The organism is Ensifer sp. ENS03 (assembly GCF_014852035.1).
In the GTDB taxonomy this organism is placed as follows: Bacteria; Pseudomonadota; Alphaproteobacteria; order Rhizobiales; family Rhizobiaceae; genus Ensifer; species Ensifer adhaerens.
This window is the reverse complement of record NZ_JACVAV010000002.1, coordinates 581,624-603,424: the sequence shown is the minus strand read 5'-3', so window position 1 is coordinate 603,424 and position 21,801 is coordinate 581,624. Positions and strand designations below refer to the sequence as shown.

Below are 21,801 nucleotides of genomic sequence, written 5' to 3'. Positions count from 1 at the left end.
GGAGGGGGTGATGGCGGACGGCGTGGCGGCCATTCTGGTGCATGTGGCCGATACGCAGGCGGGTCTTGCCTGGTATCAGCGCGCATTTCCTGACGCTGAACATCGGTTTCTTGCCGCCTTTGATTTTTCCTATCTGCGGATCGGCACCATCGATCTCGAGATCGTCCAGGCCGACGAGAAGGTGGCGAGCGGTGCTGCCGGTTCCGTCGTCTACTGGGCGGTCGCGGACCTCGATCGGGCGCTCGCCCATTTCGAGGCGCTCGGCGCGCATCTCTATCGCGGGCCGATGGCGATCCAGGAGGGGCTGTGGATGTGCCAGGTGCGCGACCCCTGGGGCAATTGTATCGGCCTTCGCGGGCCGCGTCCGGGAGAGGGCGGCATCGACAACGAGGCGGGGCTTTGAATGGCGACGCGGGTGGAAATCGTTGCCTATGATCCCAACTGGCCGCAGCGCTACCTGGAGATCGCGCAGGATCTCAGGCGCATCCTGGATGCGCTGGTCATCGCCGTCGATCATATCGGCAGCACGGCCGTTCCCGGCATGGCGGCAAAGGCCGTCATCGATATCGATGTGACCTTGAGGGGGCTGCCCGACATTGCGGCTGCCAGCGCGCTTCTCGTTGCGGCCGGCTATCAGGCACGCGGCAACCGGTACGACGACGATGTCTGGGCCTTTATGCTGCAGGGGGTCGAGCCGAAGCGGCGCGTCTATCTCTGCCCGCCGGACAACGAGACCCATCGACGGCGTCTTGTCTTCCGCGACCATCTGCGCAGCCATGCGGACACCGCCTTGGCCTACGCGGAGCTGAAGGCACGCCTCGCCGAGGCCTATCGATATGACGGCGATCGCTACACCGCTGAGAAGACGCGCTTCGTCGACGCGATCGTCGACCGCGAAGACCGGATGACAGGAGATCGGTCCGCCATGGTGCAAGCAACAGTCACTTGCGAGATCCGCTACCGGCTGAAACCGGGCCGCCTGGCGGAATTCGAGGCCTATGCGCAAACCTGGATGACGCTGATCGAGCGGCATGGCGGGACGCATCACGGCTATTTCGTGCCGCGCGAAAAACCTGAGGGCGTTGGCGCCAGTTTTCCGGGGGTGGGCGAAGATGGAGCCGGCGACATCGCCGTCGCGCTCTTCACCTTTGCGGACGAGGCGGCGTATCTGCGCTATCGCAGCGATGTGGCCGCGGATCCCGATGGGATGGCAGCGAACGCGCTTTACGCCGACGATCCGCCGTTCGTGAGCTATGAGCGCGTCTTCCTGCAGCCGCTTGCGCGCCGCCGATAGCCGTCTTTGTGGCGGCTGATCGATGTGGCGCGATTGGGCAGCCTAGCCTAGCCCTCGGCTAGCTACGCGGCCCGCTTGAGGCAAACCCCATCCAGTGCGAATTCGACGGCAGCTTCCGCGTGGATCGCGGTGGAATCGAAGCCCGGCAGCGGCAAGGCTCTCGGGTCGAGGGTCAGACAGATTTCGGTGCAGCCGAGGATGACGGCGTCCGCGCCTTCCGCTTCGGCCTTGTCGATCAATTCGATCAGCGCCCGGCGGGACGAGCGCAGCACCTTGCCGGCGCAAAGTTCGTCGAAGATGACATCGTGCACGAGGGTGCGGCCGTCCGCATCCGGCACCAGGATGTCGATGCCGTGGCTTCTCATGCGCTCGGCATAAAAGCCGTGCTCCATGGTGTAGCGGGTGGCAAGCAGCAGCGGCCGGCGGCTGCCTGCGGCCTTCAGGCGCGCTGCCGTCTCGTCGATGATGTTGATGAGGGGGATGTCGATTGCTGCCTGAACCTGATCGGCGATCAGGTGCATGGTGTTGGTGCAGATCAGCACGCAGTCCGCACCGGCCGCTTCGAGGCCCTGGGCGACATCGGCAAGCCGCTTGGCAGCGTCTTCCCAGCGGCCGGCCTTCTGCAGGTCGACGATCGACTGGAAGTCGACGGAATGCAAAAGCACCTCGGCCGAATGCAGCCCGCCCAGGTGGTCGCGAACGGCCTCGTTGACCATGCGATAGTAGACCGCCGAGCTTTCGAAGCTCATGCCGCCGATAAGACCGATCTTGCGCATAACCATTCCTCTCTGTCCGCTACCGCCGCCGTCCGTGGTGACCGTCGTTTGATGGGCTGAACTATGCCGCAGGGTCGGCGGCAATGGTTCGCTTTGATGGGAGCAAAAGCGGCCATGCGCGCGAATGGTTTGCGCATGTTGGAGTGAATGTGCAATTATGTAGCGTATGAATTTCTGATCATGGGAGGGATCGGCGTGCTCGACGATAGAGACAGGAAGCTGCTGGCGCTGCTGCAGCAGGATGCGAGTGTGGCCGTCGGCGAATTGGCGGAGCGGGTGAACCTGTCGCTTTCAGCCTGTTCGCGCCGCATCCAGCGGCTGGAGGAGGCGGGTTACATCGCCAGGCGCATCGTCGTGCTCGACCGCGAGCGCATGGGCGTGCCGACGACCGTGTTTGCCCTGATCAAGACGGCGCACCACTCGGACGAATGGATCGAAACCTTCCGCCGGGCGATCAGCGATATCCCCGAAATCGTCGAGGCCCATCGTTTGACGGGAAATCATGACTATATCGTCAAGGTCGTGCTGCCGCGTGTCGAGCACTACGACGTGGTCTACAAGCAGATCGTGCGCAAGGTCGAACTCTTCGACGTCTCCGCCTCGATCTCGATGGAAATCCTGAAGAGCGGCACGGCGGTGCCGGTCGATTATGCGGTGTGAGGCGAAATGACGAATGACGCTGTGAGCAAGGCGGTCGGTGGCGACGTTGCCGATGCGCTGGTGATTGTCGATGTGCAGCGGGCCTTTATTTCCGGGCCTGAAGCCGTGCCCGGCCATGTCGATCTGCAACGGGCAGTTGGCCTGCTTCTGCAGAAGGCGCGTTCGGCCGGCGTGCCGGTGATCTTCCTGCAGAACGATGGGCCCAAGGGCGCCGTCGACGAACCGGAGACCGATGGCTGGCAGTTGTTCTTTGCCGCCAAGTCAGGCGAGGTGGTGGTGCGCAAACGGAACGACGACGGCTTCGACGGCACCGATCTCGAAGACCAGCTCCGGGCGCGCAAGGTCGAGACGATCGCGATCTGCGGCATGCTTTCGGAAATGTGCCTGGCGGCGACAGCCCGCACGGCCATGGCTAAGGACTTCACCGTGATCCTCGCCAATGACGCACACGCCACCTATGACGTGCCGCCCGGGCCTGGCCGCTCGCCGATGGTGCCTGCGCGTCTCGCCGCACGCGCGGCCGAATGGTCGCTCGGTGACGAGATCGTGCTCACGGATGCGGTGGAAGACATCACCTTCGCCGTCGCGTCTCCGTCCTCTTAAGCTTCCCCTCCGGGTTTCGTCCGTCAGGGCGGGCCGAAGCGGGCCGCATAGTCCGAGGGCGCGATGCCCTTGCGGCGCTGAAAGGCGCGGCGCATGCGCTCGGCGTTTCCGAAGCCGAAGAGAAACGACGCTTGCGAGACGGGCACGTCCCCGCGCTGGAGCGCCTCGCAGGCCGCATCGACCCGCAATTCCTCGACGAACTGCGCCGGGCTTGTCCCGACCTCCTGCGTGAACAGGCGGGAGAAACTCCGTTCGCTCATGCGCGCCATGTCCGCAAGCCGCGGCACGGAGAGGTCGGCTGCAAGATCGGAGCGGATCTCGGCCACCAGCGCATCGAAGCGGTCGCCTCGGCTCGTCATCTGCTGGTGCAGGGCGGCGCTGAACTGGCGCTGGCCGCCCGTGCGCTTGACGTAGAGCACCAGGGAGCGCGCGAGCCGCAGGGCCTCGCTGCGGCCGAGGTCCTCTTCGACCATCGCAAGCGCCATGTCGATGCCGGCGGTCACGCCGGCGGAGGTCCAGATGCCGCGATCCTGCTCGTAGATCGAATCCTCGCGCACGTCGATATCTGGGAAATCCTGCTGCAGCTGGGCGCAATCTTCCCAATGGGTCGTTGCGCGCCGCCCATCAAGATGGCCGCCGCGCGCGAGAATGAAGGCGCCGAGGCAGATGGAGCCGAGGCGCCGACATCGGCCGGCCATGGCCGCCAGGAATGCTTGCAGCCCTTCCGAATTCGCCGCTTCGAGCGCGCTTTGCCCGCCCGAGACGAGCAGGGTGTCGGGCGCGGTGCAATCGGAGAACGGACGGGTATCGAGCGCAACGCCTGTGTCCGTTGCGACCGGGCCGCCGAACTCAGAGACCAGCGCGATGGAATAGGCCCGGGAGCCCGACGCGGTGCGGGTGTCGTTGAAGACCTGCAGCGGGCCGGTCACATCGATCAGCTTGGTGCGATCGAAGAGCACGATCGCGACGGTCCGCGCGGCATTCTCGGGGTTGGCATAAAACGAGGGCATATTGTCATTTATGCCAAAGGCTTTTCATGGGAGCAAGCGGGGACATCATCCGCAACCGATGGAGCCGACCATGCTTGAACTCAGACCGAACTGCGAACTGTGCGACCGCGACCTGCCGCCGGCGTCCGCGGACGCGCGCATCTGCTCTTACGAATGCACCTATTGCGCAAGCTGCGTGGAAACGGTGCTTCACAATGTCTGCCCGACCTGCGGCGGCGGATTTGCGCCAAGGCCGATCCGGCCCCAGCAGTCCTTTCGCCCGGAAAAGCGGTTGGGTCTCGGCTTTGATCCCGCCAGCGACGTACGTCGCCATTCACCGTTTACGGCTAAGGATATTGCGGCGCATGTAGCGCGGATCCGGCATCTCGCGCCGAACGAGCGCTGACGGTTGCGGGCTGTTCTTGACTTTTTGCAAGGGTGACATGAGGTGGTTGCGCTTGTCCTTGGCGGTCACAACCCCAATGTTGTGGCATGTCCAACGGAAGGCCGGTCGCAAAGCCGACTGGAAAGAACATGCAGGACAGGCATCACGTGGTCGTTGTCGGCGGCGGGTTTGGCGGATTGCAACTCGTCAAGGGGCTTGCCGGCGCGCCGGTGAGGATCACCCTCATCGACCGGCGCAACCATCATCTCTTCCAGCCCTTGCTCTACCAGGTGGCAACAACGCTGATCGCGACCTCTGAAATCGCCTGGCCGATCCGCAGCCTCTGGCGCGACCGGCCGGAGGTGACGACGCTGCTTGGCGAGGTGAGCGATGTCGACGAAGCCGGAAAGGCCGTGGTGCTCAGGGACGGCAAGCGGATCGGCTACGACACGCTGGTGCTGGCGACCGGGGCGACGCATGCCTATTTCGGCCATGACGAATGGGAGCCCTTTGCCCCCGGCTTGAAGACGCTGGAAGACGCGACGACGATCCGGCGGCGGGTGCTGCTCGCCTTCGAGCGCGCCGAGCTCGAAGAGGATCCTGATCTCCGTGCCGCCCTCCTGACCTTCACCGTCATCGGTGCCGGCCCGACCGGCGTCGAGCTTGCCGGCATCATCGCCGAGATGGCGCACCGCACGCTTCCCGACGAATTTCGCCGCATCGACACGCGGCAGGCCCGTGTGATCCTGGTGGAAGCGGGGCCGCGCATTCTCGCCGCCTTCAGCGAGGATCTTTCGGCCTATGCGGTCAAGGAGCTGGAGCGGCTCGGCGTCGAGGTTCGCACCGGTACACCCGTGACATCCTGCACGGAAGAGGGCGTTGTCATCGGCGACCAGTTCGTCGGCAGCCGTACGCTCGTCTGGGCCGCCGGTGTGCAGGCCTCGCCCGCTGCCCGCTGGCTGGATATCCCGGCCGACCGCGCCGGCCGGGCGATCGTCGGTGCTGACCTCACGGCTCCCGGCCATCCCGACGTTTTCGTCATCGGCGACACGGCTGCCGTCACCTATGACGGCGGCAAGCCGGTGCCGGGCATTGCGCCGGCCGCCAAGCAGCAGGGCGCCTATGTGGCCGACGTCATCCGCGCGCGGCTTTCAGGCGACAAGCCGCCCGGAGACTTCCGCTATCGCCACCAGGGCAGCCTTGCCACCATCGGTCGGCGCGCGGCGATCATCGATTTCGGCCGCTTCAAGCTCAAGGGCGCGCTTGCCTGGTGGATCTGGGGCATCGCCCACATCTACTTCCTGATCGGCACGCGCAGCCGCTTCGCCGTCGCCTGGAGCTGGTTCTGGACGTATCTGAGCGGACAGCACAGTGCCCGGCTGATCACCCAGAAGGAGACGCTGAAGGAGAAGGGGTAATGGCGAGAGGCGGCCAATGTAACGGCCGTCGTCGTCGCTTACTTCTGCACCTTCACGATCAGGATCATCGGCCGGTCCATCTCTTCGGCCAGAGCCGGGATCTCGGCGATCTGCTCTTGCGTCGGCCGCCATTCCTCGACGTGGCGGATGGCGAAGCCTGCGCCAATCAGCGTGTTCAGCGTCGTGCCGATGGTGCGGTGGTGCTTGATCACGCCCTTGGCCAGCCAGTTCGTCGTGCGCGGGCCTTCGGCTGAGTAGTGATCAACGGGCCAGGTGCGCTCGCCATCGGTGATGCGCCAGCCGGGATTGTGCGGGGCCATGTAGATCGGGTGCTCGATGGTGAACACGAAATGGGCGCCGGGTACCAGCGCCTTGTGGATGGTCGCGACCAGCCGGCCGAAATCCTCGATATAGTGGAAGGCCAGCGAGCTGTAGGCGAAGTCGAAGCTCGTTTCGGGCAGGTCGAGCTGGTCGAGATCGGCAATCTTGTAGTCGATTGCTGGATCTGATGTGTCGGCCTTGGCGCGGGCGATCATCTTCTCGGAGAGATCGAGCCCGAGCACATGGGCGGCACCGGCCTCGCGGGCGTGGCGCGAAAACCAGCCATAGCCGCAGCCGAGATCGACGACGCGGCTTCCGGAAAGATCCGGTAGGAGCGCGCGAATCGCCGGCCATTCCGCGGCCCCGGCAAGACCATGCACCGAGCGCCCGAGCTGGCTGTAGCCCTCGAAAAACTCCTGACGATCATAGATGTTCTGGGCCATGGCGGTCTCTCCTTCTGGCTGTACTTGTGCCGGCACGCGCCGCGAAAGGGGCGCGGGCGTCTGCGCGCGTTAGGGCGAGTGGGCATCCGGTGCCGTTACCGCGGGAACAGCATGTGCCTTTCGATCCTGCTCGAAACCGGCGGCGCTTCGAAGTGCCGGCGCGTCGATTGATAGGGCGCGTGTTGCCGCAAGGTCAAGTTGCGGCTGAAGTGCAAGCTTCTATTTCGTTTTTTTTGAGGGGTGCTAATGTTCGATTCTCGTGGTCCAGTCCGATTTGCGGAGGCGTAATGTCCGAAGCCATCCATCCTGCAGCCATCCATCACCTGCCGGGCTTTATTACAGCCCCGGGCCAGTCCGACTGGCTTTTGAACGCGGTTGCCGTTTTTCTGATCGTGGCGATTTTCGCGCTCGGAACACTCTATCTCAGGCTGCATTCGCTGCCGGAGGTCATGGCGCACAAGACCAACAAGATCCAGCTGGAGCTGGTGGCGGTCCTGGCGCTCCTGTCGCTGCTCACCCATAACAACCTCCTGTGGGGCGCAGCTCTGCTTTTGGCCTTGATCGACCTTCCCGATTTCTCCTCGCCGCTTTCATCGATCGCCGGTTCGCTGGAGCGGATTGCCGGCAAGGTGGACCAGCCGACCGTGCCGGAGGCGAGGGACGTGGAGGCCGAGCCTGCAGCAAGCCACCCACAGCCGCACGCGTTGCCCGGCCACGGCCACGCATCGCCCGCTCAGCCATCGACGGAAGGGAAGGCATAAGCCATGTTCGAGTTTATCCTTTGCTCGATGCTGACCATCCTGCCCGACTATCTCTTCCGCCGTTACGGCCAGGGAAAACGCATCGGGCGCGAGATCACTATCTATTCGGTCTGGTTCGAGCTGCGCTGGGGTATTACCGCCTGCATCGTTCTGACCATCTCCCTGATCACGCTGATTTTCTACTTCCACCCGTCGACGAAGAACGTAACCGCGGCTTTCCGTACGGTCGCCGTGCTGCCGGAGACCAACGGGCGCGTCACCGAGATCTATGCCACGCGCTTTGAGAAGGTGAAGGCCGGCCAGCCGCTGTTCAAGCTCGACAGTTCGGAGGAGGAAGCGGCCGCCGAAGTCGCCCGCCGCCAGATCGCCGAGGTTGACGCCGAATTGGCTGTCGGTCGCACCGAGCTTGTTGCCGCTGATGGCGCGATCGTCCAGGCACAGGCCGACGTGAAGCAGGCCGAGGACGAATACAACACACAGGTGGAGCTTAACCGGCTCAACCCGAACGTCGTTGCCCGCCGCGAAATCGAGCGCAAGCAGGTGCTTCTCGAAGGGCGCAAGGGCGCGCTGACCGCTGTGCTTTCCAACAAGCAGACGCTGGAGACGAAGCTGCAATCGCTGCTGCCGTCGCAGAAGGCCAGCGCCGAAGCGGCGCTGAAGCAGGCGGAGGTCGATATTACCAAGACCACCGTGCGCGCCGGCGTGTCCGGCACGCTGCAGCAGTTCACGCTTCGGGTCGGCGAAATCGTCAACCCGCTGCTGAGGCCAGCGGGCGTGCTCGTGCCGGAAGACGCGGGCCGGGCCCGGCTGGTGGCCGGCTTCGGGCAGATCGAGGCTCAGGTGATGAAGCCCGGCATGATCGGCGAGGCGACCTGCGTCGGCAAGCCGTTCACCATCATTCCGCTCGTCGTCACAGAGGTGCAGGACGTGATTGCCTCCGGCCAGGTGCGCGCCAGCGACCAGCTGATCGACGTTACGCAGATCTCGCAACCCGGCACGCTGACCGTGGTCATGGAGCCGCTTTATCCCGGCGTGCTCGACGACGTTCCGCCCGGCAGCAGTTGCATCGCCAATGCCTACACCAGCAACCACGACGAACTGGACAAGCCGGGGATCAGCACGCTGCAGTGGGCCTATCTGCACGGTGTCGATGCCGTTGGCCTCGTGCATGCGGCGATCCTGCGCATTCAGGCGCTGATGCTGCCGGTGCAGACGCTGGTGCTCGGCGGGCATTAAGCACGAAGACACGCGGCCGGGGTTTCCGATCCCGGCCGGCGCCTGCCGCCTGCAGACATTCCCCTGCAGGCGGGCCACCGCTTCCTTCAGCCTCGTCCGATCGGCCTGCAAACGTTGAACCCCGTCCTTGCCAACGGGGCCAATCCTCCAGCGCCAAAGCCCGCGCGGGGTCCTCGCGGTTGAAGCGGTCGCGTGTGCCGTCGAATTGCGATGCGAGACAGCGCATCTTCGCCCGGCAAGATCGCCTCGGCTGCATCGTCGATCTTGCCGGGATCGATGGTTTCAAGGGCGTGGAATTCAACGGACAGCTTCCCACCTGAAAGGCCGCAATGTTTGCGGGAGCGATCTATGCGGCGCTATCTTCCGTTGCGTCTATGCCTTGCCTCCTTCTCTGGAAGGCCCCGAGAGCGCCGGGCCGTCACGGAGGGAAAAGGGGTGTCCAAAAATGATTGAGCCCCCGTGGGGACGGAGGCTCAAGCGCGCAATAAAATTAATAAAGCAACTGCACTGCAATATAACCACAAGCATGCATACTCTTCCGGGGATTGCATACTTCTGGGGCGCAATCGCAAGTACAGTGTGGCAAAAGCGTGATCTGAAAGCAATGGATTTTAAGGGGATTTTAATAGTCAATTTGGGTTACGGGAAAATCCCCAGCTTTTTCACCCAATCGGGTCAGGATTTTCCTGACGGTAGCCCGCATGGACAAAGACAAATCCCCCACACTCCCTTTTAGGTCTCGTCGGTCCCGATCGGCAGCGTCCAGGGCTCCCATATCGCATCGTGTATCGCGCCCTGGCGCAGGTAGAAGCGCTTGGCATTTTCGTTGCTCGCAAGCACCGACCATTCGATGCGCGGTGCGCCGATCGCTGCGGCATGACGTTTCAAGGCGTCGATCAGCGCCGCGCCGGCTCCCAGGGAACGTGCTGTTTCATCGACGAAAAGTTCCTTCAGCACCAGCGTCGGCTTCAGATCGTAGGTCCAGGGGATGACGTAATGCACAGCGATGCCAATGACACGGCTGCCAAACTCCGCGACCAGCACGCCAAAGCGTGGGTTGTCGCCAAGCCCATGCTCGATCAGATCGATCTCGGTCACGCGGAACGCGTCAATATAAGCTTCGAAGACTGCAAGGCCGCGCATCAGCCGCAGCACGCAGGCGACGTCATCTCGTTCAAATGGGCGGACGATAACGGGTGACGCGGGCATCGCGATATCTCGTGCAAAGGGGTTAGCTGGCCGGGGCGGGTTACCGAGGGCCGGTGGAAGGCCGAACTTACCGCATCATTTGCCGCAATCGCGATCGATTTCAGGCTGAAATCGATCGCGATCCAAAATGCTGCAGTGCCGCGCATCCGGCAAGGCGTGCGGCGCTGCAAAGGGCGTTTGGCGCCGGCTTAAGCGGCGAGCAGAGCCTGCGCTTCGCCGGGGGTCGCGCCGGTCGCAAAGGCGAGGCCTTCGTCTTCCCAGCCGGTGATGCCGCCGATCATGATCTTCACCGGCCGGCCGAGCCTGGCGAGCTTGAGTGCGGCCTGGTCGGCGCCGTTGCAATGGGGGCCGGCGCAATAGGCGACGAAGAGGGTATCGGCCGGCCATTCGGCCAAACGCTCCGCAGTGATCTGCCGGTGGGGCAGGTGGATCGCGCCCGGCACGTGGCGGCGCGCATAGGCCGCATCCGAGCCGACGACGTGCAGCAGCACGAAGTCCTGCTCGCCGCTCTTCAGCGCCTGGGCGACGTCGGAGCAATCGGTCTCGACACTGAGCCGCCCGGCAAAATGGGCAATGGCGATCTCAGGCGATGCGGCGGGAATTTCGGTGACGGTGCTCATCGGGGTTCTCCTTGGCTCGGTGCGCGTTGACGAGGATATGTGTAGCAGCACTGGATCAGGGCTGGCAGTTGGCAACATTGCCATATATGCTCAAGATCATGCCAAAGTCGTTTTCCGTTGCCGCACCACTCACAAACCCGCTCGTCGTGGCGCTCGCCTATGACGGGCTCTGTACCTTCGAGTTCGGCGTCGCCGTCGAGATGTTCGGCCTGCCGCGGCCGGAAATGGGCCAGGGCTGGTACCGTTTTGCCGTCGCCTCGGTCGATCCGGGTGAGCTTAGGGCGACCGGCGGCGTTCGCTTTGTCGCCGACGGCGGCATCGAGCTTTTGGGCCAGGCCGGCACGATCATCGTGCCCGGCTGGCGCGGCGCCGATCAGCCCGTGCCCGAGGTGGTGTGCCAGGCGCTGAGGGACGCTTGCGCGCGGGGCGCGCGCGTGCTTTCCATCTGCTCCGGCGTCTTCGTGCTGGCGGCTGCCGGGCTGCTATCGAGCCGGCGGGCGACGACCCACTGGCGCTATACCGACAAGCTGAAAGCGCTTTATCCAGACATCGAGGTGGTGCCGGATGTGCTCTATGTCGATGGCGGCGAGGTTCTGACCTCGGCTGGCAGTGCGGCCGGCATCGATCTCTGCCTGCACCTGATCCGCCGCGATTTCGGCAGCGAGGCGGCCAACCGCGTCGCCCGCCGTCTCGTCGTGCCGCCGCATCGCGACGGCGGCCAGGCGCAGTTCATCGAGCGGGCGGTGCCCGACGTTCATGAGAGCGCCCGGCTCGGGCCGCTGCTTGACCGTATGCGCGAACGGCTCGGTGAGGACTTTTCGATTGCGGCGCTGGCAAAGGCTGCGGGCATGAGCGAGCGCACCTTCCTGCGCCGCTTCGAGGCGGCGACCGGCACGACGCCGGCGCGCTGGCTTTTGTCCGAGCGGCTGTCGCGCGCCCGGCAATTGCTGGAGGAGACCGCGCTCGGCATGGAGCAGGTGGCGGAAGCCTCCGGCTTCGGCTCCACCCAGACGCTGCGTCATCACTTCCGCCAGCAGCTTTCGACGACACCCGCCGCCTACCGTGCCGCCTTCGGGCGGATGGCGGGGCCGGCATCAGTGGCAGAAATCGCGGCGGAGTAGGTCCGCCGCGCCTCGATAGCAGGCTTCAAGCCTCCGACAAGGCAGGCTCGCCGCCGTCCTTGCGGAAGAACGACCCGAAGAACACGGCGTCGGGTGCTGCGGCGATCGCCCTGGCGACGATGGCCGTGGCGACGATGGCAAAGACCAGCCGGCCGAAGAAGACGCTGGTGAAATCCGCCCCCAGCGCCACGACCACCAGCGTGTCCTCGATGAGGCTATGGCCAAAGCCCATGAAGACGCAGGCGAGGAACACCTGGCGCGGCTCGACCTTGGCCTCGCGCGCCTCGCGGATCAGAAGCGCGCCACCATAGGAAATGCCAAGCAGGACGCCGACGGCGGCAAAGGGCACGGTCTCGGTCTTGACGCCCGCAAGGCGAAAGAGCGGCGCCATGCCCCGGTTCAGCCATGCGAGGATGCCGACGAGCTTGAGGATCTCGATCGTCCAACTGAGCGCGAGCAGCACGACGAGCATGGTCAGAAGCGTCTTCAGCGTGCCGAAGGCGAAGGCGACCCAGCCGGAGCCCTCGTTGGCCGGGATCCAGGTGGGGGCGAGCGGGGTTGCAAGCCATCCGGTGACGGCGAAGAGCTGATGCAGGAGGGCTGCGAAGATGAGGCCGCCGCCGATCCTTATCGCGGCGGTGACGAGGAAGCTTGGGCCCGCCTTCTGGATGATGCGCTGTTCGATCGGGATGGCATGCGCCACCAGCATCAGCGCTGAAAACACCGTCATGTCGGCAGTCGTCAGCTCCGAGACCGGCACCAGCGCGAAGACCACGACGACGGCGCCCCAGATGCCGACGAGCAGGCCGGTGAGCCACGCGAAGGCAAACTCGGGCGGCAGGCCGATCACCGTCATGACCGGCTCAAAGGCGGGTGCGACCGCGCGGATCACGCCGAGTTCCTGCAGCACATGGGTGACGATGGTGACGGGCACGATGATGCGCACCAGATCGAAGTAGACTTCGAGGGTGGCAAGTGTCTTGCGGTAGAGGATGATCAGGACGGTCATGGCGGTCTCTCCTTGGGATGTTGTCCAAGGACTAACGCCAGGCCGTTCGCAGTTGTGGTCAAAATATGCACCTTTGTGCAATAAAATTGCAAATGACCGCAACAGGGGGACGGACGGGGATGGACAAGATCGACAGCAAGCTCTTGAGGCTCTTGCAGGTGGATGCCTCTCGCACCAATGCCGAGCTTGCGGAAGAGGTTGGCCTTTCGCCATCGAGTTGCCTGCGTCGCATCAGGCGGCTACACGAGACCGGCGTCATCGACCGGATCGTCGCGGTGCTTAATCCGGCAAAGGCTGGTCGCACCATGAAGGCGATCATCACAGTCGAGCTCGAGCGCCACGGCGAGCAATATATCCGCCGCTTCCTCGACATGGCGGAAAAGGAGCCGGCAGTGATCCAGGCCTACAGCGTCAGCGGCGAGACCGACGCCATTTTGATGCTGCGGCTGAAAGACATGGACGAGCTCGACGCGCTGACCGAGCGGCTGTTTCGCGAGGAAACCAATGTCGCGCGCTACTACACCGCCTTCGTGATCCGTACCGGCAAGGAGACGACGGAGATACCGGTGTGAGAAGACACCGAACCACGGGGGACGACCCGAAACGACAGGCGCTGGCGGGCCGGCGGTCCCGACGGGATCCCGATCAAGTGTTTTCGACGAGATAATCGCGCAATCTACTCTTCAAACTCTCGACGACTTCAGGGTGTTTCAGGAAGTCAGCGATCGACATCATTGCCCACTGCTGGCCCTCGTCGCCAAACCTTACAGGCCCGAAACCCTCTTCGAGCTTGCCAACAAGGAAGTAACTTCCAGGGGCGATCGTATTCTGCGCCGGATAATACCGCGTCCACACGATCCACGCCGGATCGACCGCGATATCGAACTCCTCGCGGGTCTCCCTGATTGCGCACTCGACCGGGCTCTCATCATCTTCTCGTCCGCCCCCGGAAGATCCCACATGCCGGGGAAGGGGATTTCCGGCTTCTGATCACGCTGGTAGGCAATCAAAAGCCCCTGAAAGAGCAATGCGATTTTTGCACCCTTGAAGGGGATGAAGGCCATTTGCGAAACCCTGCGCTTGCTGAGCGAAGCTCAACTCTCGTCTTCGATGAATCCCGATTTTTTGCAAAGCCGAAGATCTTGCAATTTGGCAACGCTCGCAATGATTGTTTCTGGTGTGACACAACCCGGCGTTTTCCGGCTATACCATCCTGACAGGCGTCGTCTTATCTGGACCGGAAAAGCCGGTTGACCGGGAGCATGACTAGAAATCTGCCCCCGGCGCTTGAGCTGCCGTTACTTCACTGCAGCGTTCCCTCCATCGGCAAAGAGCGCCGCACCGGAGACGAAACTTGCCATCGGGCCTGAGAGGAAGAGGGCGGCCTGGGCGATTTCTTCCGGCTGGGCGATGCGCTTCATCGCGTGCAGGCCGGCCGCCCATTCCTTGTTTTCCTTGCTGCCGGCCGCCGGCGTGTCGACGCCGCCGGGCAGGAGCGCATTGGCGCGGATGCCCTTTGCGCCATAGTCGGCAGTGATGCCCTTGACGAGGCCCATCAGGCCGGCCTTTGCCGCGCCATAGGCGGCCATGCCGGGAATACCGACGCTGGTGCCGACGAAGGTGGAGGTGAAGACCAGCGAGCCGCCGTCACGCGCGAGCATTGCCGGGATCTGGTGGCGGGCGCCGAGGAAGGCGGAGGTGAGGTTGGTGGCAAGCGATTGCTGCCATTCCTTGAACGTGATCTCGGCGACCGGCTTCATGACGTTGACCGCGCCGGCATTGTTGACGGCGATGTCGAGGCCGCCGAAATGCTTGAGCGCCGCTTCCACCAGCCGGATATGGGTTTCTTCCGCGGTGACGTCGCCGCCAACCGCGATCGCTTCGCCGCCGTCCTCGCGGATCGCTTCGACGACGGCGTCAAGCTGCTCTTCGCCGCGGGCGTTGGCGACGATCTTCGCACCCTCGGCGGCAAAGAGCCTGGCGACCGCACGGCCGATGCCGGAGGAGGCGCCGGTGACGATCACGATCTTGTCTTGCAGCATGGTCATGGACTTTTCCCTTCTCTTGATTGATGCGCCCTGACTACTGCCGGCGGGCATCAGCGCCCACCCGATTTCCGATCGGTGATTGTGACGGCGCAGATTCTCAATCGCCCCGGTGGCATAGTCCGGGCCGACAACGAGGGCAGCGAAGAAGGGATGCTGAGGACCTATGGCGGCAGCCGCCATTGCAGCGCGGCGCGGATCGAGACGGACCTCGACTTCAGCGTCGGCACGGAGAATGCAACGGCACGGCCTGCATGAAGAGGCGGCTCTGGTCGATGGTGGCGAAGCCTGACGCCTTCCGGCTGATCGCCGCGGAGGCGGCACTGACCGACTATCGCGGCCACAACCCGGCCGCCCAGTCTTCGTCATCCGTGCACACGACGTCCGAGGCGTTCGCCGGCGTGGTCAGACATAATGGTGCAGATGCTGCCGGCGTCCGGGCCATGGTCGATACAGCCAACCAGAAACCCGAGATCGCCAGAGTGCAGATCGCCCATGCCTGCGGCACCTGCCAGCTTCTATTCGCTTAGTCTTTATCCGGCGCAGTTGACATATCGCGCATGACTGCCTCAGCCGCGACTTCGGCATTGCGTCTTGAGCCCGAGATGGTTCCGGATTTTATGAGCTGCTTGCCATCAAGCAGTAGCTGCCAGTTCCATGTGTTCAGGCCGCGTCCCTGGATGCGGAGTTTCAATCTGTCGGGATCGTACTTCGTCACTGCTTGCTCCTTTGACTGCACTTTGACAGATCAATGGCCAAACCAAAACTAAGCGATGAGGTCAAGACCTACATCGTAAAGGCTCTGGCATGCTTCGACAGCCCGCCCGTCGTCGCTGCGGCGCCTTTGGCGGCCCTGCGTCCGGCCCTCGGGCGTATCTAGTCCAGTCGCCGTTGTCTTCAGCGCGGCCAGCGTTTCGCGCAGCGCCCGGTCCAGCCGCTTGTCGCTTCGAAGCACCAGGGCGAAGCGGCGGAAGAGCGTTGGGGTGACGGGCCGCACCACCAGCCGTTCCCGGTCGCCGGGGCGAAGGGCGATTTCCGGAACGAGGGCTGAGCCGAGGCCGACGGCGACCATCTCCTTGATCGCGTCGACGCTGCCGAGCGCCATCACCGGCTTGACGGTCGTGCCTGTGGTGGCCAGCCATTCGTCGGTGATCCTTCGCGTGTTGGCGCCGGGCTCGTAGAGGATCAGCGGCCGTTCAGCCAGGATCGCGGGCGTGACGGTATCGGGCAGGGCAGTTCCGAGCGGCGCAATCGCCACGAAGCGCTCGTCGAAGAGCGGCGTAATGTCGAAGATGCGGCCTGAAACGGGCAGGCTGACGAGGCCGATGTCGATGAGGTTCTCGTCGACAGCGCGCACGATGTCGGCGCTGTTGCCGGTTGTCACGGTGATGTCGAGATCGGGAAAGCGGCGCTTGAGGTCGGCCAGAAGCGGCGGCAGCAGGAAGGCGCACGGGGTGGCGCCGGTGCCGAGCCGGACGCGCCCGAGAACGCCTTTGGCGTGGCGGGCGACGGCCTCGATCGCCCGGCTGGTGGCAGCCTCGATGCTGCCGGCATGGGCCAGCAGCTCCTCGCCGGCCGCACTCGGCCGCGCCCTGCGGCCGACCCGCTCGACCAGGCGCACGCCGAGCTGCTTCTCCAGCACCCGCACCTGCAGGCTGACCGCCGGCTGGGTCAGGCCCAAGCGCTCGGCGGCGGCCGAGAAGCTGCCGAGTTCGGCGACCAGCGCGAAGGTTTTGAGATAATCGAGGTTGAGAGCACTCATGCCCAGGTTTCTCTTATTGTCAAAGTTTCTCTTATGCGTGGAATAGGAATGCTAAGCTTCTTTTAGGAGATGTCGAGGCGCAGACTGTTTCCATGGTTGGAAAAGAAACATGGATGTTCGACATGATTCGGGAACTCGGTTTTTATCTCGTTGCTTCGCCGCGCTCGCGGTACTGGCAATTGCAGCAACTGCGCGAACTGGATGCTGAGCATCTGGCCGATATCGGCCTGACGGAGGCGGAAGCTCAGCTTGGAAGGCGCAAGGTTGCGCCGGTTCCGGCGCGCGAAGGGGCCGTCGTCGTTCCGCATGCGGACTCCGCACGGGCGGGCGCGATGTAGCGGTTTCGGCCCGCGCACTGTTCCCGACCACAACTGGTGGGGCGCCAGTGACAGGAGCGTCTCGTCTCAAGCCGGCCTCACGTCCCACCTTTCGATCGCAAGGCCCGGCCAAAGGGCGCGCCACCGTTCCACTTTGCGCTCGTAGATGGCGCGGGTGATCTGGCTCTTGTTGGCGCGCACGATCGGTGCGAGCAGGTCCTCAAGGCCGAAAGGGGCGCAGGTCTCCAGTCCGCCCCGGGACGGGCGAAGTCCGACGGCGGTTGCAGTCGTCGGAAATGTAGCGATCGCGTCTCGCGTCGATAGATAGGGCCTGATCGGCGTGCCGAACTTGTCCTCGTACCAGAGGTGAACGCGTGCCTCGTTCTTGACGTCGATCCGCACGGGTAGATCCGCAAACAGGCCTTCGATCCGCTTCGCATGCGTGGCCTCCGCCTCTTGCGAGAGGTCGTCACCGTCGAAATAGACGATGTCGATATCGCTGATGCCGTGCGTCGGCGGCAGGTCGAAGGCATGGTTCCAGACGGTCTGCGCTATCGCGCCGGCCGCCAGCCAGCCATCGGGCAGGGCAATCCGGTCCCAGCGATCGAGGATCGGAGCCAAGAGCGGGCTCTTCAGGATGATAGTCTGCAGGTCCGTCATCAAATCTGCATCGGCATGAAGCCTTGAAGCATGCTTTCCGCCGGTGCTCGCGCGGCTCCCGCCGAGATCCATAGAGGATCTCCAAGACACTCGATCCGCCCGTCTGCAACGACGATGCCGTCGCCGTCGTTGCAGGCAAGGATCGGTCGCGGCGTCGACAGGCTGTAGCGCAAGAGAGCGGGCAGGTAGCTCTTGTCGTCGCTCAGGTGCGGGAAGAACTCGAAGGGCGTGAGATCGAGTGCAGCGCCGTCCTCGATGTCCTCGGGCCGTTCACCGATGAAGAGCGCATCGGTCGCGATCGTCGGCGCCATGAGAATGGCGCCGGCGCTGACGCCGATGAGGATGCCGCCGGACTGTGCCCAGTCGCGAAGCGGCCCGAGCATGCCGCTTCGCTTCAGCCGTTCGAGAAAGCCGCCGGTGTGACCGCCTGCAAGGTGAATGGCGTCTGAGGCGAAGAGCCCTGCAATGTCGTCTGCCGAATGCGGTTCGTCGAGATCGAAGAACAGCGCGAGATCGAGACCCAGCCTGCCGTAATAGCCCTGCCCGGCAAGGAAGAAGCCGCGGTCCGGTTCCGGACCGGAGGCGACATAGGCGATGCGTTTTCCAGCGCCGCCTGCCGCCATCATCTCCACAAGCCTGAGGTCGATCGCCGAGCAGGCGGGGACGATCTGGTCGCTGTAGAGGACGAGGTTGAGCATGTCTTTCCTGTCGTGACGAAGGGCTATAGCCCGGTTCGCTCGGGCTAGCCCGCGATCGCCTTCACCCGGCGGCCGTAACGCCAGATCCCGAGCCAGCTGAAATAGTTGACGAGAAGCGACAGGCAAAGCCAGAGCAGAGTGGTGAGGTCGTCACCGCCTTCGAACTGACCGGCAAATCGCACGACGCTGATCAGCGACAGGCCGCCGAGAAGGATGCCGAGCAGCCAGCTGTAGGGCCGCCAGAACCCGAACGGCGGGACCTGCAGATTAAAGGCGTAAGCGACGAGACCGATCGCCGTTGCCAGCGCCATGACCAGGCTGACGCCGCCGAGGATCTTGATCCCGTATGCCATCTCGTCCCAAAAGCTCAGGAGCAGCGTCGCGCCTATGACCAGGCCGAAAGCAAGGCTGAGCACGTAGAAAATTGCAAATGCCTTCCACATCGCGAATCATCCTGTATCTGCGTTGGTGGCAGCTTCGGCGGTGATGGGCGCCTTGTCTATCGTTCGGCGGGCGAGGTTGTCGCAAGGCCTTACGCCTCAAACGGCCTGCATGCCGCCCGCTCTCTCATTCTTTCACCGGAGTGCTTGGCGCGCTGACGTTCCGCTGTCAGCCCATGGCGGCCGGCTGCTGCTCTATGCGGCGGCCATAGCGCCAGACGCCGAGCCAGCCGAAATAGCTGAGAAGGAGCAGGAACAGCAAACCGAGGGAGGCCGACAGCAGGCCTTCGTCTCCGGGCTGGGGGCTGGAAATGAGCGTGACGAGATCCCAGGCATCGGCCATCAACGTGTAGAGACACCAGCAGGCGAGAACCCAGCTGAATGGCCGCCAAAATGACAAGGGCGGGACCCTCAGGCCGAAGGCATAGGCAAAGACGCCTATCATGGCAGCAAATTCCACGGCCAGGCCCGCATAGAACAGGGCTCGGTCGGCGGACGACAGCTGCACCGCGATTTCAGGGGGTAGCGTGACGAAAGCCGATGACAGCATGAAAATGAAAAGCAGCCCATAGAGAACTGCAAACGCCTTCCACATCGCGACGCCTATCTCCCAACCAGCATGCTTCGTCCGTCCTCAGAAGGAACGGGGTTTTGCCGCAGGATCCGCACCAGCCTGGAATAGATCCCGCAACGCTTGCCTCTACCGCGCTTGCGCCGGTTGCTGCGCCATGCGCCGTCCATAGCGCCAGACGCCGAGCCAGCTGAAATAGTTGAGAGCCAGGCCGAGCACCAGCCAGATGAGGTTCGTGACGCCCACGTCGCTTCCGGCCGGGATGGTGGCGAACGCCATCACGAAGGCCACGGAAGCCAGGCCAAGGCCGATAGTCGACATCGGCACTGACCGGCCCGCCATGATGTAGCCGCCAAGCAGGACGCCGAACGTCGCCAACAGGCAGTAAAAAACAGCAAACGCCGTCCACATCGCGAATCATCCCCCAAGCATGCAATGCCTGCCATCTTGGGTCGTGTCGCGACACTTGTCTATCGTCTGGCGGGCAGGAGCGTGGCTTTTGCCTAATCCGCGCTCAGCGCCACCGCCGGCTGCAGGCGCGAGGCGTTGCGGGCGGGCAGGAAGCCGAAGACGAGGCCGGTCAGGAAGGCGCAGGCAAAGGCGAGCGCGACCGGGCCGAAGGTGAAGGAAACGGGCATGCCGAACTGGCCGGCAAGCGCGCCGGTGCCGAGCCCGAGCGCCACACCGAGCGTGCCGCCGATCGCCGAGACGACCAGCGCCTCGATGATGAACTGCAGCAGGATATCGCGCTGGCGGGCGCCGGTCGCCATGCGCACGCCGATCTCTCGCGTGCGCTCGCTGACCGAGACGAGCATGATGTTCATGACCCCGATGCCGCCAACGAGCAGCGAGATCGCGGCGACCGAGGCGAGGAACAGTTTCAGCGTGTTCGAGGTCTCGGTGAAGGCCTCGCGCACGGAGGACATGTTGGTGATCTGCGTGTCCTGGCGCTTGTGGCGCTGGTCGAGCAGCGCCTGGATCGTCTGCTGCGTGATGTCGATCGCCGAACCGTCCTTCACCTGAACGGTGATGGTGCGGATGTTGCGCTGGCCGAAGAGGCGGATGCTGCCGGTCGAAAGCGGCACCAGCACCACGTCGTCCTGGTCGTTGCCGAAGGAGGTGGCGCCCATTTCCGCCATCACGCCGATCACCTGGAAGGGGATCTTGTTGACCAGCACATATTGCCCGATCGGGTTGTCGCCGTCGGGGAAAAGCGTTTTCACGACCGTCTGGCCGAGTACGGCCACAGGTGCGTAGGTGTCCATGTCATTCTGGTTGATGAACTCGCCCTTGGCCATCTTCCAGGATTTGGCGGTGGTAAACTGCGGTACGGTGCCGTTGGCGGTGGTCTGATAGTCGACATTGCCGCGGCGAAGCGTGACGGAGCTCGTCATCTCCGGCACGGCGAAGGCGACATTCGGCACCTCCAGGATCGCGTCCGCGTCCGCGGGCACCAGCGTCACGTTGCTGCCGCCCGCGCTGCCGCGGAAATTCGCCATGCTCGGCCGCACCACCAGCAGATCCGAGCCCATCGACGAGATGCGGCTCAAAACGGAATCCTGCGCGCCGGTACCGATCGCGAGCATCGCGACCACCGAGCCGACGCCGATGACGATGCCGAGCAGGGTCAGGATGGTGCGGAACAGATTGGCCTTCAGCGCCCGGAACGCCATCTTCACCGCTTCGGTGACGTCGGCGATCGCGGCCGAGCCTTCGCTGACATGGCGGGCGAGGGCGGCCGCCCCTTCGGCGTTGACGCGGGCTTTCTTGGCGCGGTCGGCGACGATGCGGCCGTCATGGATCTCGATCAGCCGGTCGGCCTGTTCGGCGACCTCGCGCGAGTGGGTGATGACGATGACCGTGTGGCCCTGCTCGTTCATGTCGCGCAACAGCGCCATCACGTCGGAGCCGCTCTGGCTGTCGAGCGCGCCGGTCGGCTCGTCGGCCAGGATCACCCGGCCGCCGTTCATCAGCGCGCGGGCGATGGAGACGCGTTGCTGCTGGCCGCCCGACAGCTGGCCCGGCCGGTGGTCGAGGCGCTCGCCGAGCTTCAGCGCTTCAAGCAGCGCCTCGGCGCGGTCGTGCCGGTCGCGGGCGGACATGCCGGCGTAGACGGCCGGTACCTCGACATTTTCCTTGGCGCTTGCTGTCGGGATGAGGTTGTAGCTTTGGAAGACGAAGCCGAAGGTGCGGCGGCGAAGGGCCGCGAGCTCGTCACTGTCGAGGGTAGCGACGCTCTCGCCATCGATCAGGTAGTCGCCGCCGGTCGGCTGGTCGAGGCAGCCGAGTATGTTCATCAGCGTCGACTTGCCGGAACCCGACTGGCCGACGATCGCCACGAACTCGCCCGCCTCGATATCGAGCGACAGGCCGTGCAGAACCTCGACGGCGAGGTCGCCGTTGAAATAGGTCTTGCTGACGTGCCTGAGTGAGAGAAGCGGGGTCATGGCCACTATCGAGCTT

General features: G+C 64.1%; 27 protein-coding genes and 2 pseudogenes. 13 read left to right on the top strand and 16 right to left on the bottom strand.

Going from position 1 to position 21,801, the window contains the following annotated elements; translation table 11 throughout:
- The first annotated feature begins 10 nt into the window (after nt 1-10).
- Together IB263_RS09695 and IB263_RS34680 are read left to right on the top strand one after the other, a co-directional pair.
- Entirely contained in the window at nt 11-403 is a 393-nt protein-coding gene (locus IB263_RS09695) for a glyoxalase/bleomycin resistance/dioxygenase family protein (RefSeq protein WP_192438417.1), read from the top strand.
- Nucleotides 404-1,294, top strand: coding sequence for a GrpB family protein (locus IB263_RS34680; RefSeq protein WP_192438416.1), 891 nt, complete (start codon nt 404-406; stop codon nt 1,292-1,294).
- Nucleotides 1,295-1,356: 62 nt separating this feature from the next.
- Here the strand turns inward: IB263_RS34680 and IB263_RS09685 are convergent, their stop codons facing one another.
- A complete protein-coding gene (locus IB263_RS09685; protein WP_090294241.1) occupies nt 1,357-2,076 on the bottom strand; it encodes an aspartate/glutamate racemase family protein in 720 nt (239 codons plus the stop codon).
- A gap of 189 nt (nt 2,077-2,265) precedes the next feature.
- Between IB263_RS09685 and IB263_RS09680 the strand changes: the two genes are divergently transcribed.
- Nucleotides 2,266-2,730 carry an Lrp/AsnC family transcriptional regulator gene (locus IB263_RS09680; RefSeq protein WP_043622517.1) on the top strand — a complete coding sequence of 155 codons (465 nt, stop codon included), beginning with the start codon at nt 2,266-2,268 and terminating at the stop codon, nt 2,728-2,730.
- Nucleotides 2,731-2,736: 6 nt separating this feature from the next.
- Complete coding sequence (locus tag IB263_RS09675; RefSeq protein ID WP_060582741.1) at nt 2,737-3,333, top strand: isochorismatase family protein; 597 nt, start codon at nt 2,737-2,739, stop codon at nt 3,331-3,333.
- A gap of 23 nt (nt 3,334-3,356) precedes the next feature.
- Here the strand turns inward: IB263_RS09675 and IB263_RS09670 are convergent, their stop codons facing one another.
- The gene (locus IB263_RS09670) at nt 3,357-4,343 is read right to left on the bottom strand and encodes a GlxA family transcriptional regulator (protein WP_192438415.1); all 987 of its coding nucleotides are present in this window, start codon (nt 4,341-4,343) and stop codon (nt 3,357-3,359) included.
- 70 nt (nt 4,344-4,413) lie between these two features.
- Between IB263_RS09670 and IB263_RS09665 the strand changes: the two genes are divergently transcribed.
- Nucleotides 4,414-4,728 (top strand): DUF1272 domain-containing protein, encoded by a 315-nt coding sequence (locus tag IB263_RS09665; protein WP_060516178.1) that lies wholly within the window; start codon nt 4,414-4,416, stop codon nt 4,726-4,728.
- A 128-nt stretch (nt 4,729-4,856) separates the two neighbouring features.
- Entirely contained in the window at nt 4,857-6,125 is a 1,269-nt protein-coding gene (locus IB263_RS09660; RefSeq protein WP_060516011.1) for an NAD(P)/FAD-dependent oxidoreductase, read from the top strand.
- A gap of 38 nt (nt 6,126-6,163) precedes the next feature.
- On the opposite strand, the gene IB263_RS09655 is transcribed toward IB263_RS09660, so the two are convergent.
- On the bottom strand, nt 6,164-6,889 hold the full coding sequence (locus IB263_RS09655) for a bifunctional 2-polyprenyl-6-hydroxyphenol methylase/3-demethylubiquinol 3-O-methyltransferase UbiG (RefSeq protein ID WP_060516012.1): 726 nt from the start codon (nt 6,887-6,889) through the stop codon (nt 6,164-6,166).
- Nucleotides 6,890-7,176: 287 nt separating this feature from the next.
- Between IB263_RS09655 and IB263_RS09650 the strand changes: the two genes are divergently transcribed.
- Nucleotides 7,177-7,650, top strand: a complete 474-nt coding sequence (locus IB263_RS09650) for a hypothetical protein (protein ID WP_051659258.1) — start codon at nt 7,177-7,179, stop codon at nt 7,648-7,650.
- A 3-nt stretch (nt 7,651-7,653) separates the two neighbouring features.
- A complete protein-coding gene (locus tag IB263_RS09645) occupies nt 7,654-8,886 on the top strand; it encodes an HlyD family secretion protein (protein ID WP_034792791.1) in 1,233 nt (410 codons plus the stop codon).
- A gap of 732 nt (nt 8,887-9,618) precedes the next feature.
- Here the strand turns inward: IB263_RS09645 and IB263_RS09640 are convergent.
- On the bottom strand, nt 9,619-10,041 hold the full coding sequence (locus IB263_RS09640) for a GNAT family N-acetyltransferase (RefSeq protein WP_180316460.1): 423 nt from the start codon (nt 10,039-10,041) through the stop codon (nt 9,619-9,621).
- 242 nt (nt 10,042-10,283) lie between these two features.
- Nucleotides 10,284-10,715 carry a rhodanese-like domain-containing protein gene (locus tag IB263_RS09635; protein WP_060582746.1) on the bottom strand — a complete coding sequence of 144 codons (432 nt, stop codon included), beginning with the start codon at nt 10,713-10,715 and terminating at the stop codon, nt 10,284-10,286.
- An 86-nt stretch (nt 10,716-10,801) separates the two neighbouring features.
- Here IB263_RS09635 and ftrA point away from each other — a divergent pair, with 86 nt between their 5' ends.
- Nucleotides 10,802-11,836, top strand: coding sequence for a transcriptional regulator FtrA (gene ftrA / locus IB263_RS09630; RefSeq protein ID WP_134886381.1), 1,035 nt, complete (start codon nt 10,802-10,804; stop codon nt 11,834-11,836).
- Between the two features lie 25 nt (nt 11,837-11,861).
- Here the strand turns inward: ftrA and IB263_RS09625 are convergent, their stop codons facing one another.
- Nucleotides 11,862-12,845, bottom strand: coding sequence for a nucleoside recognition domain-containing protein (locus tag IB263_RS09625; RefSeq protein WP_060516013.1), 984 nt, complete (start codon nt 12,843-12,845; stop codon nt 11,862-11,864).
- Between the two features lie 119 nt (nt 12,846-12,964).
- On the opposite strand from IB263_RS09625, the gene IB263_RS09620 reads away from it, so the two are divergent.
- Nucleotides 12,965-13,417: an Lrp/AsnC family transcriptional regulator gene (locus tag IB263_RS09620; protein ID WP_034792802.1), complete on the top strand. Its 453-nt coding sequence runs from the start codon at nt 12,965-12,967 to the stop codon at nt 13,415-13,417.
- A 73-nt stretch (nt 13,418-13,490) separates the two neighbouring features.
- Here the strand turns inward: IB263_RS09620 and IB263_RS09615 are convergent, their stop codons facing one another.
- Nucleotides 13,491-13,805 (bottom strand): NUDIX domain-containing protein, encoded by a 315-nt coding sequence (locus IB263_RS09615; RefSeq protein WP_200949856.1) that lies wholly within the window; start codon nt 13,803-13,805, stop codon nt 13,491-13,493.
- 338 nt (nt 13,806-14,143) lie between these two features.
- Nucleotides 14,144-14,893 carry an SDR family oxidoreductase gene (locus tag IB263_RS09610; protein WP_034792821.1) on the bottom strand — a complete coding sequence of 250 codons (750 nt, stop codon included), beginning with the start codon at nt 14,891-14,893 and terminating at the stop codon, nt 14,144-14,146.
- Between the two features lie 251 nt (nt 14,894-15,144).
- Here IB263_RS09610 and IB263_RS09605 point away from each other — a divergent pair, with 251 nt between their 5' ends.
- Nucleotides 15,145-15,420 carry a hypothetical protein gene (locus tag IB263_RS09605; protein ID WP_060516015.1) on the top strand — a complete coding sequence of 92 codons (276 nt, stop codon included), beginning with the start codon at nt 15,145-15,147 and terminating at the stop codon, nt 15,418-15,420.
- On the opposite strand, the gene IB263_RS09600 is transcribed toward IB263_RS09605, so the two are convergent.
- A complete protein-coding gene (locus IB263_RS09600) occupies nt 15,417-15,608 on the bottom strand; it encodes a hypothetical protein (protein WP_034792850.1) in 192 nt (63 codons plus the stop codon). The genes IB263_RS09605 and IB263_RS09600 overlap by 4 nt on opposite strands.
- Nucleotides 15,609-15,641: 33 nt before the next feature.
- Here IB263_RS09600 and IB263_RS34060 point away from each other — a divergent pair.
- Nucleotides 15,642-15,731 (top strand): annotated as a pseudogene (locus tag IB263_RS34060) (DUF2280 domain-containing protein); the annotation flags it as partial.
- Between the two features lie 60 nt (nt 15,732-15,791).
- On the opposite strand, the pseudogene IB263_RS09595 reads toward IB263_RS34060, so the two are convergent.
- Nucleotides 15,792-16,652 (bottom strand): annotated as a pseudogene (locus IB263_RS09595) (LysR family transcriptional regulator); the annotation flags it as partial.
- Nucleotides 16,653-16,765: 113 nt separating this feature from the next.
- Here IB263_RS09595 and IB263_RS09590 point away from each other — a divergent pair.
- The gene (locus IB263_RS09590) at nt 16,766-16,990 is read left to right on the top strand and encodes a DUF1127 domain-containing protein (RefSeq protein ID WP_060516016.1); all 225 of its coding nucleotides are present in this window, start codon (nt 16,766-16,768) and stop codon (nt 16,988-16,990) included.
- 66 nt (nt 16,991-17,056) lie between these two features.
- On the opposite strand, the gene IB263_RS09585 is transcribed toward IB263_RS09590, so the two are convergent.
- The 6 genes from IB263_RS09585 to IB263_RS09560 form a co-directional block, all read right to left on the bottom strand.
- Nucleotides 17,057-17,629, bottom strand: a complete 573-nt coding sequence (locus tag IB263_RS09585; protein WP_060516017.1) for a nucleotidyltransferase family protein — start codon at nt 17,627-17,629, stop codon at nt 17,057-17,059.
- Complete coding sequence (locus IB263_RS09580) at nt 17,629-18,327, bottom strand: Type 1 glutamine amidotransferase-like domain-containing protein (protein WP_192438414.1); 699 nt, start codon at nt 18,325-18,327, stop codon at nt 17,629-17,631. Before IB263_RS09580 ends, IB263_RS09585 begins: the two co-directional genes overlap by 1 nt.
- A 44-nt stretch (nt 18,328-18,371) precedes the next feature.
- On the bottom strand, nt 18,372-18,770 hold the full coding sequence (locus tag IB263_RS09575; RefSeq protein ID WP_034792862.1) for a hypothetical protein: 399 nt from the start codon (nt 18,768-18,770) through the stop codon (nt 18,372-18,374).
- Between the two features lie 166 nt (nt 18,771-18,936).
- A complete protein-coding gene (locus IB263_RS09570; protein ID WP_090294226.1) occupies nt 18,937-19,362 on the bottom strand; it encodes a hypothetical protein in 426 nt (141 codons plus the stop codon).
- A gap of 105 nt (nt 19,363-19,467) precedes the next feature.
- A complete protein-coding gene (locus tag IB263_RS09565) occupies nt 19,468-19,749 on the bottom strand; it encodes a hypothetical protein (RefSeq protein ID WP_192438413.1) in 282 nt (93 codons plus the stop codon).
- Nucleotides 19,750-19,841: 92 nt separating this feature from the next.
- On the bottom strand, nt 19,842-21,785 hold the full coding sequence (locus IB263_RS09560) for a MacB family efflux pump subunit (RefSeq protein WP_192438412.1): 1,944 nt from the start codon (nt 21,783-21,785) through the stop codon (nt 19,842-19,844).
- Nucleotides 21,786-21,801: the final 16 nt, after the last annotated feature.

What these genes read in the sequence shown, in the direction of transcription:
- IB263_RS09695 (WP_192438417.1), top strand. Translation starts at nt 11, where the DNA reads ATGGCGGACGGCGTGGCGGCCATTCTGGTGCATGTGGCCGATACGCAG.
- IB263_RS34680 (WP_192438416.1), top strand. Translation starts at nt 404, where the DNA reads ATGGCGACGCGGGTGGAAATCGTTGCCTATGATCCCAACTGGCCGCAG.
- IB263_RS09685 (WP_090294241.1), bottom strand. Translation starts at nt 2,076, where the DNA reads ATGGTTATGCGCAAGATCGGTCTTATCGGCGGCATGAGCTTCGAAAGC.
- IB263_RS09675 (WP_060582741.1), top strand. Translation starts at nt 2,737, where the DNA reads ATGACGAATGACGCTGTGAGCAAGGCGGTCGGTGGCGACGTTGCCGAT.
- IB263_RS09670 (WP_192438415.1), bottom strand. Translation starts at nt 4,343, where the DNA reads ATGCCCTCGTTTTATGCCAACCCCGAGAATGCCGCGCGGACCGTCGCG.
- IB263_RS09665 (WP_060516178.1), top strand. Translation starts at nt 4,414, where the DNA reads ATGCTTGAACTCAGACCGAACTGCGAACTGTGCGACCGCGACCTGCCG.
- IB263_RS09660 (WP_060516011.1), top strand. Translation starts at nt 4,857, where the DNA reads ATGCAGGACAGGCATCACGTGGTCGTTGTCGGCGGCGGGTTTGGCGGA.
- IB263_RS09655 (WP_060516012.1), bottom strand. Translation starts at nt 6,889, where the DNA reads ATGGCCCAGAACATCTATGATCGTCAGGAGTTTTTCGAGGGCTACAGC.
- IB263_RS09650 (WP_051659258.1), top strand. Translation starts at nt 7,177, where the DNA reads ATGTCCGAAGCCATCCATCCTGCAGCCATCCATCACCTGCCGGGCTTT.
- IB263_RS09645 (WP_034792791.1), top strand. Translation starts at nt 7,654, where the DNA reads ATGTTCGAGTTTATCCTTTGCTCGATGCTGACCATCCTGCCCGACTAT.
- IB263_RS09635 (WP_060582746.1), bottom strand. Translation starts at nt 10,715, where the DNA reads ATGAGCACCGTCACCGAAATTCCCGCCGCATCGCCTGAGATCGCCATT.
- ftrA (WP_134886381.1), top strand. Translation starts at nt 10,802, where the DNA reads ATGCTCAAGATCATGCCAAAGTCGTTTTCCGTTGCCGCACCACTCACA.
- IB263_RS09625 (WP_060516013.1), bottom strand. Translation starts at nt 12,845, where the DNA reads ATGACCGTCCTGATCATCCTCTACCGCAAGACACTTGCCACCCTCGAA.
- IB263_RS09620 (WP_034792802.1), top strand. Translation starts at nt 12,965, where the DNA reads ATGGACAAGATCGACAGCAAGCTCTTGAGGCTCTTGCAGGTGGATGCC.
- IB263_RS09610 (WP_034792821.1), bottom strand. Translation starts at nt 14,893, where the DNA reads ATGACCATGCTGCAAGACAAGATCGTGATCGTCACCGGCGCCTCCTCC.
- IB263_RS09605 (WP_060516015.1), top strand. Translation starts at nt 15,145, where the DNA reads ATGAAGAGGCGGCTCTGGTCGATGGTGGCGAAGCCTGACGCCTTCCGG.
- IB263_RS09590 (WP_060516016.1), top strand. Translation starts at nt 16,766, where the DNA reads ATGTTCGACATGATTCGGGAACTCGGTTTTTATCTCGTTGCTTCGCCG.
- IB263_RS09585 (WP_060516017.1), bottom strand. Translation starts at nt 17,629, where the DNA reads ATGACGGACCTGCAGACTATCATCCTGAAGAGCCCGCTCTTGGCTCCG.
- IB263_RS09580 (WP_192438414.1), bottom strand. Translation starts at nt 18,327, where the DNA reads ATGCTCAACCTCGTCCTCTACAGCGACCAGATCGTCCCCGCCTGCTCG.
- IB263_RS09575 (WP_034792862.1), bottom strand. Translation starts at nt 18,770, where the DNA reads ATGTGGAAGGCATTTGCAATTTTCTACGTGCTCAGCCTTGCTTTCGGC.
- IB263_RS09570 (WP_090294226.1), bottom strand. Translation starts at nt 19,362, where the DNA reads ATGTGGAAGGCGTTTGCAGTTCTCTATGGGCTGCTTTTCATTTTCATG.
- IB263_RS09565 (WP_192438413.1), bottom strand. Translation starts at nt 19,749, where the DNA reads ATGTGGACGGCGTTTGCTGTTTTTTACTGCCTGTTGGCGACGTTCGGC.
- IB263_RS09560 (WP_192438412.1), bottom strand. Translation starts at nt 21,785, where the DNA reads ATGACCCCGCTTCTCTCACTCAGGCACGTCAGCAAGACCTATTTCAAC.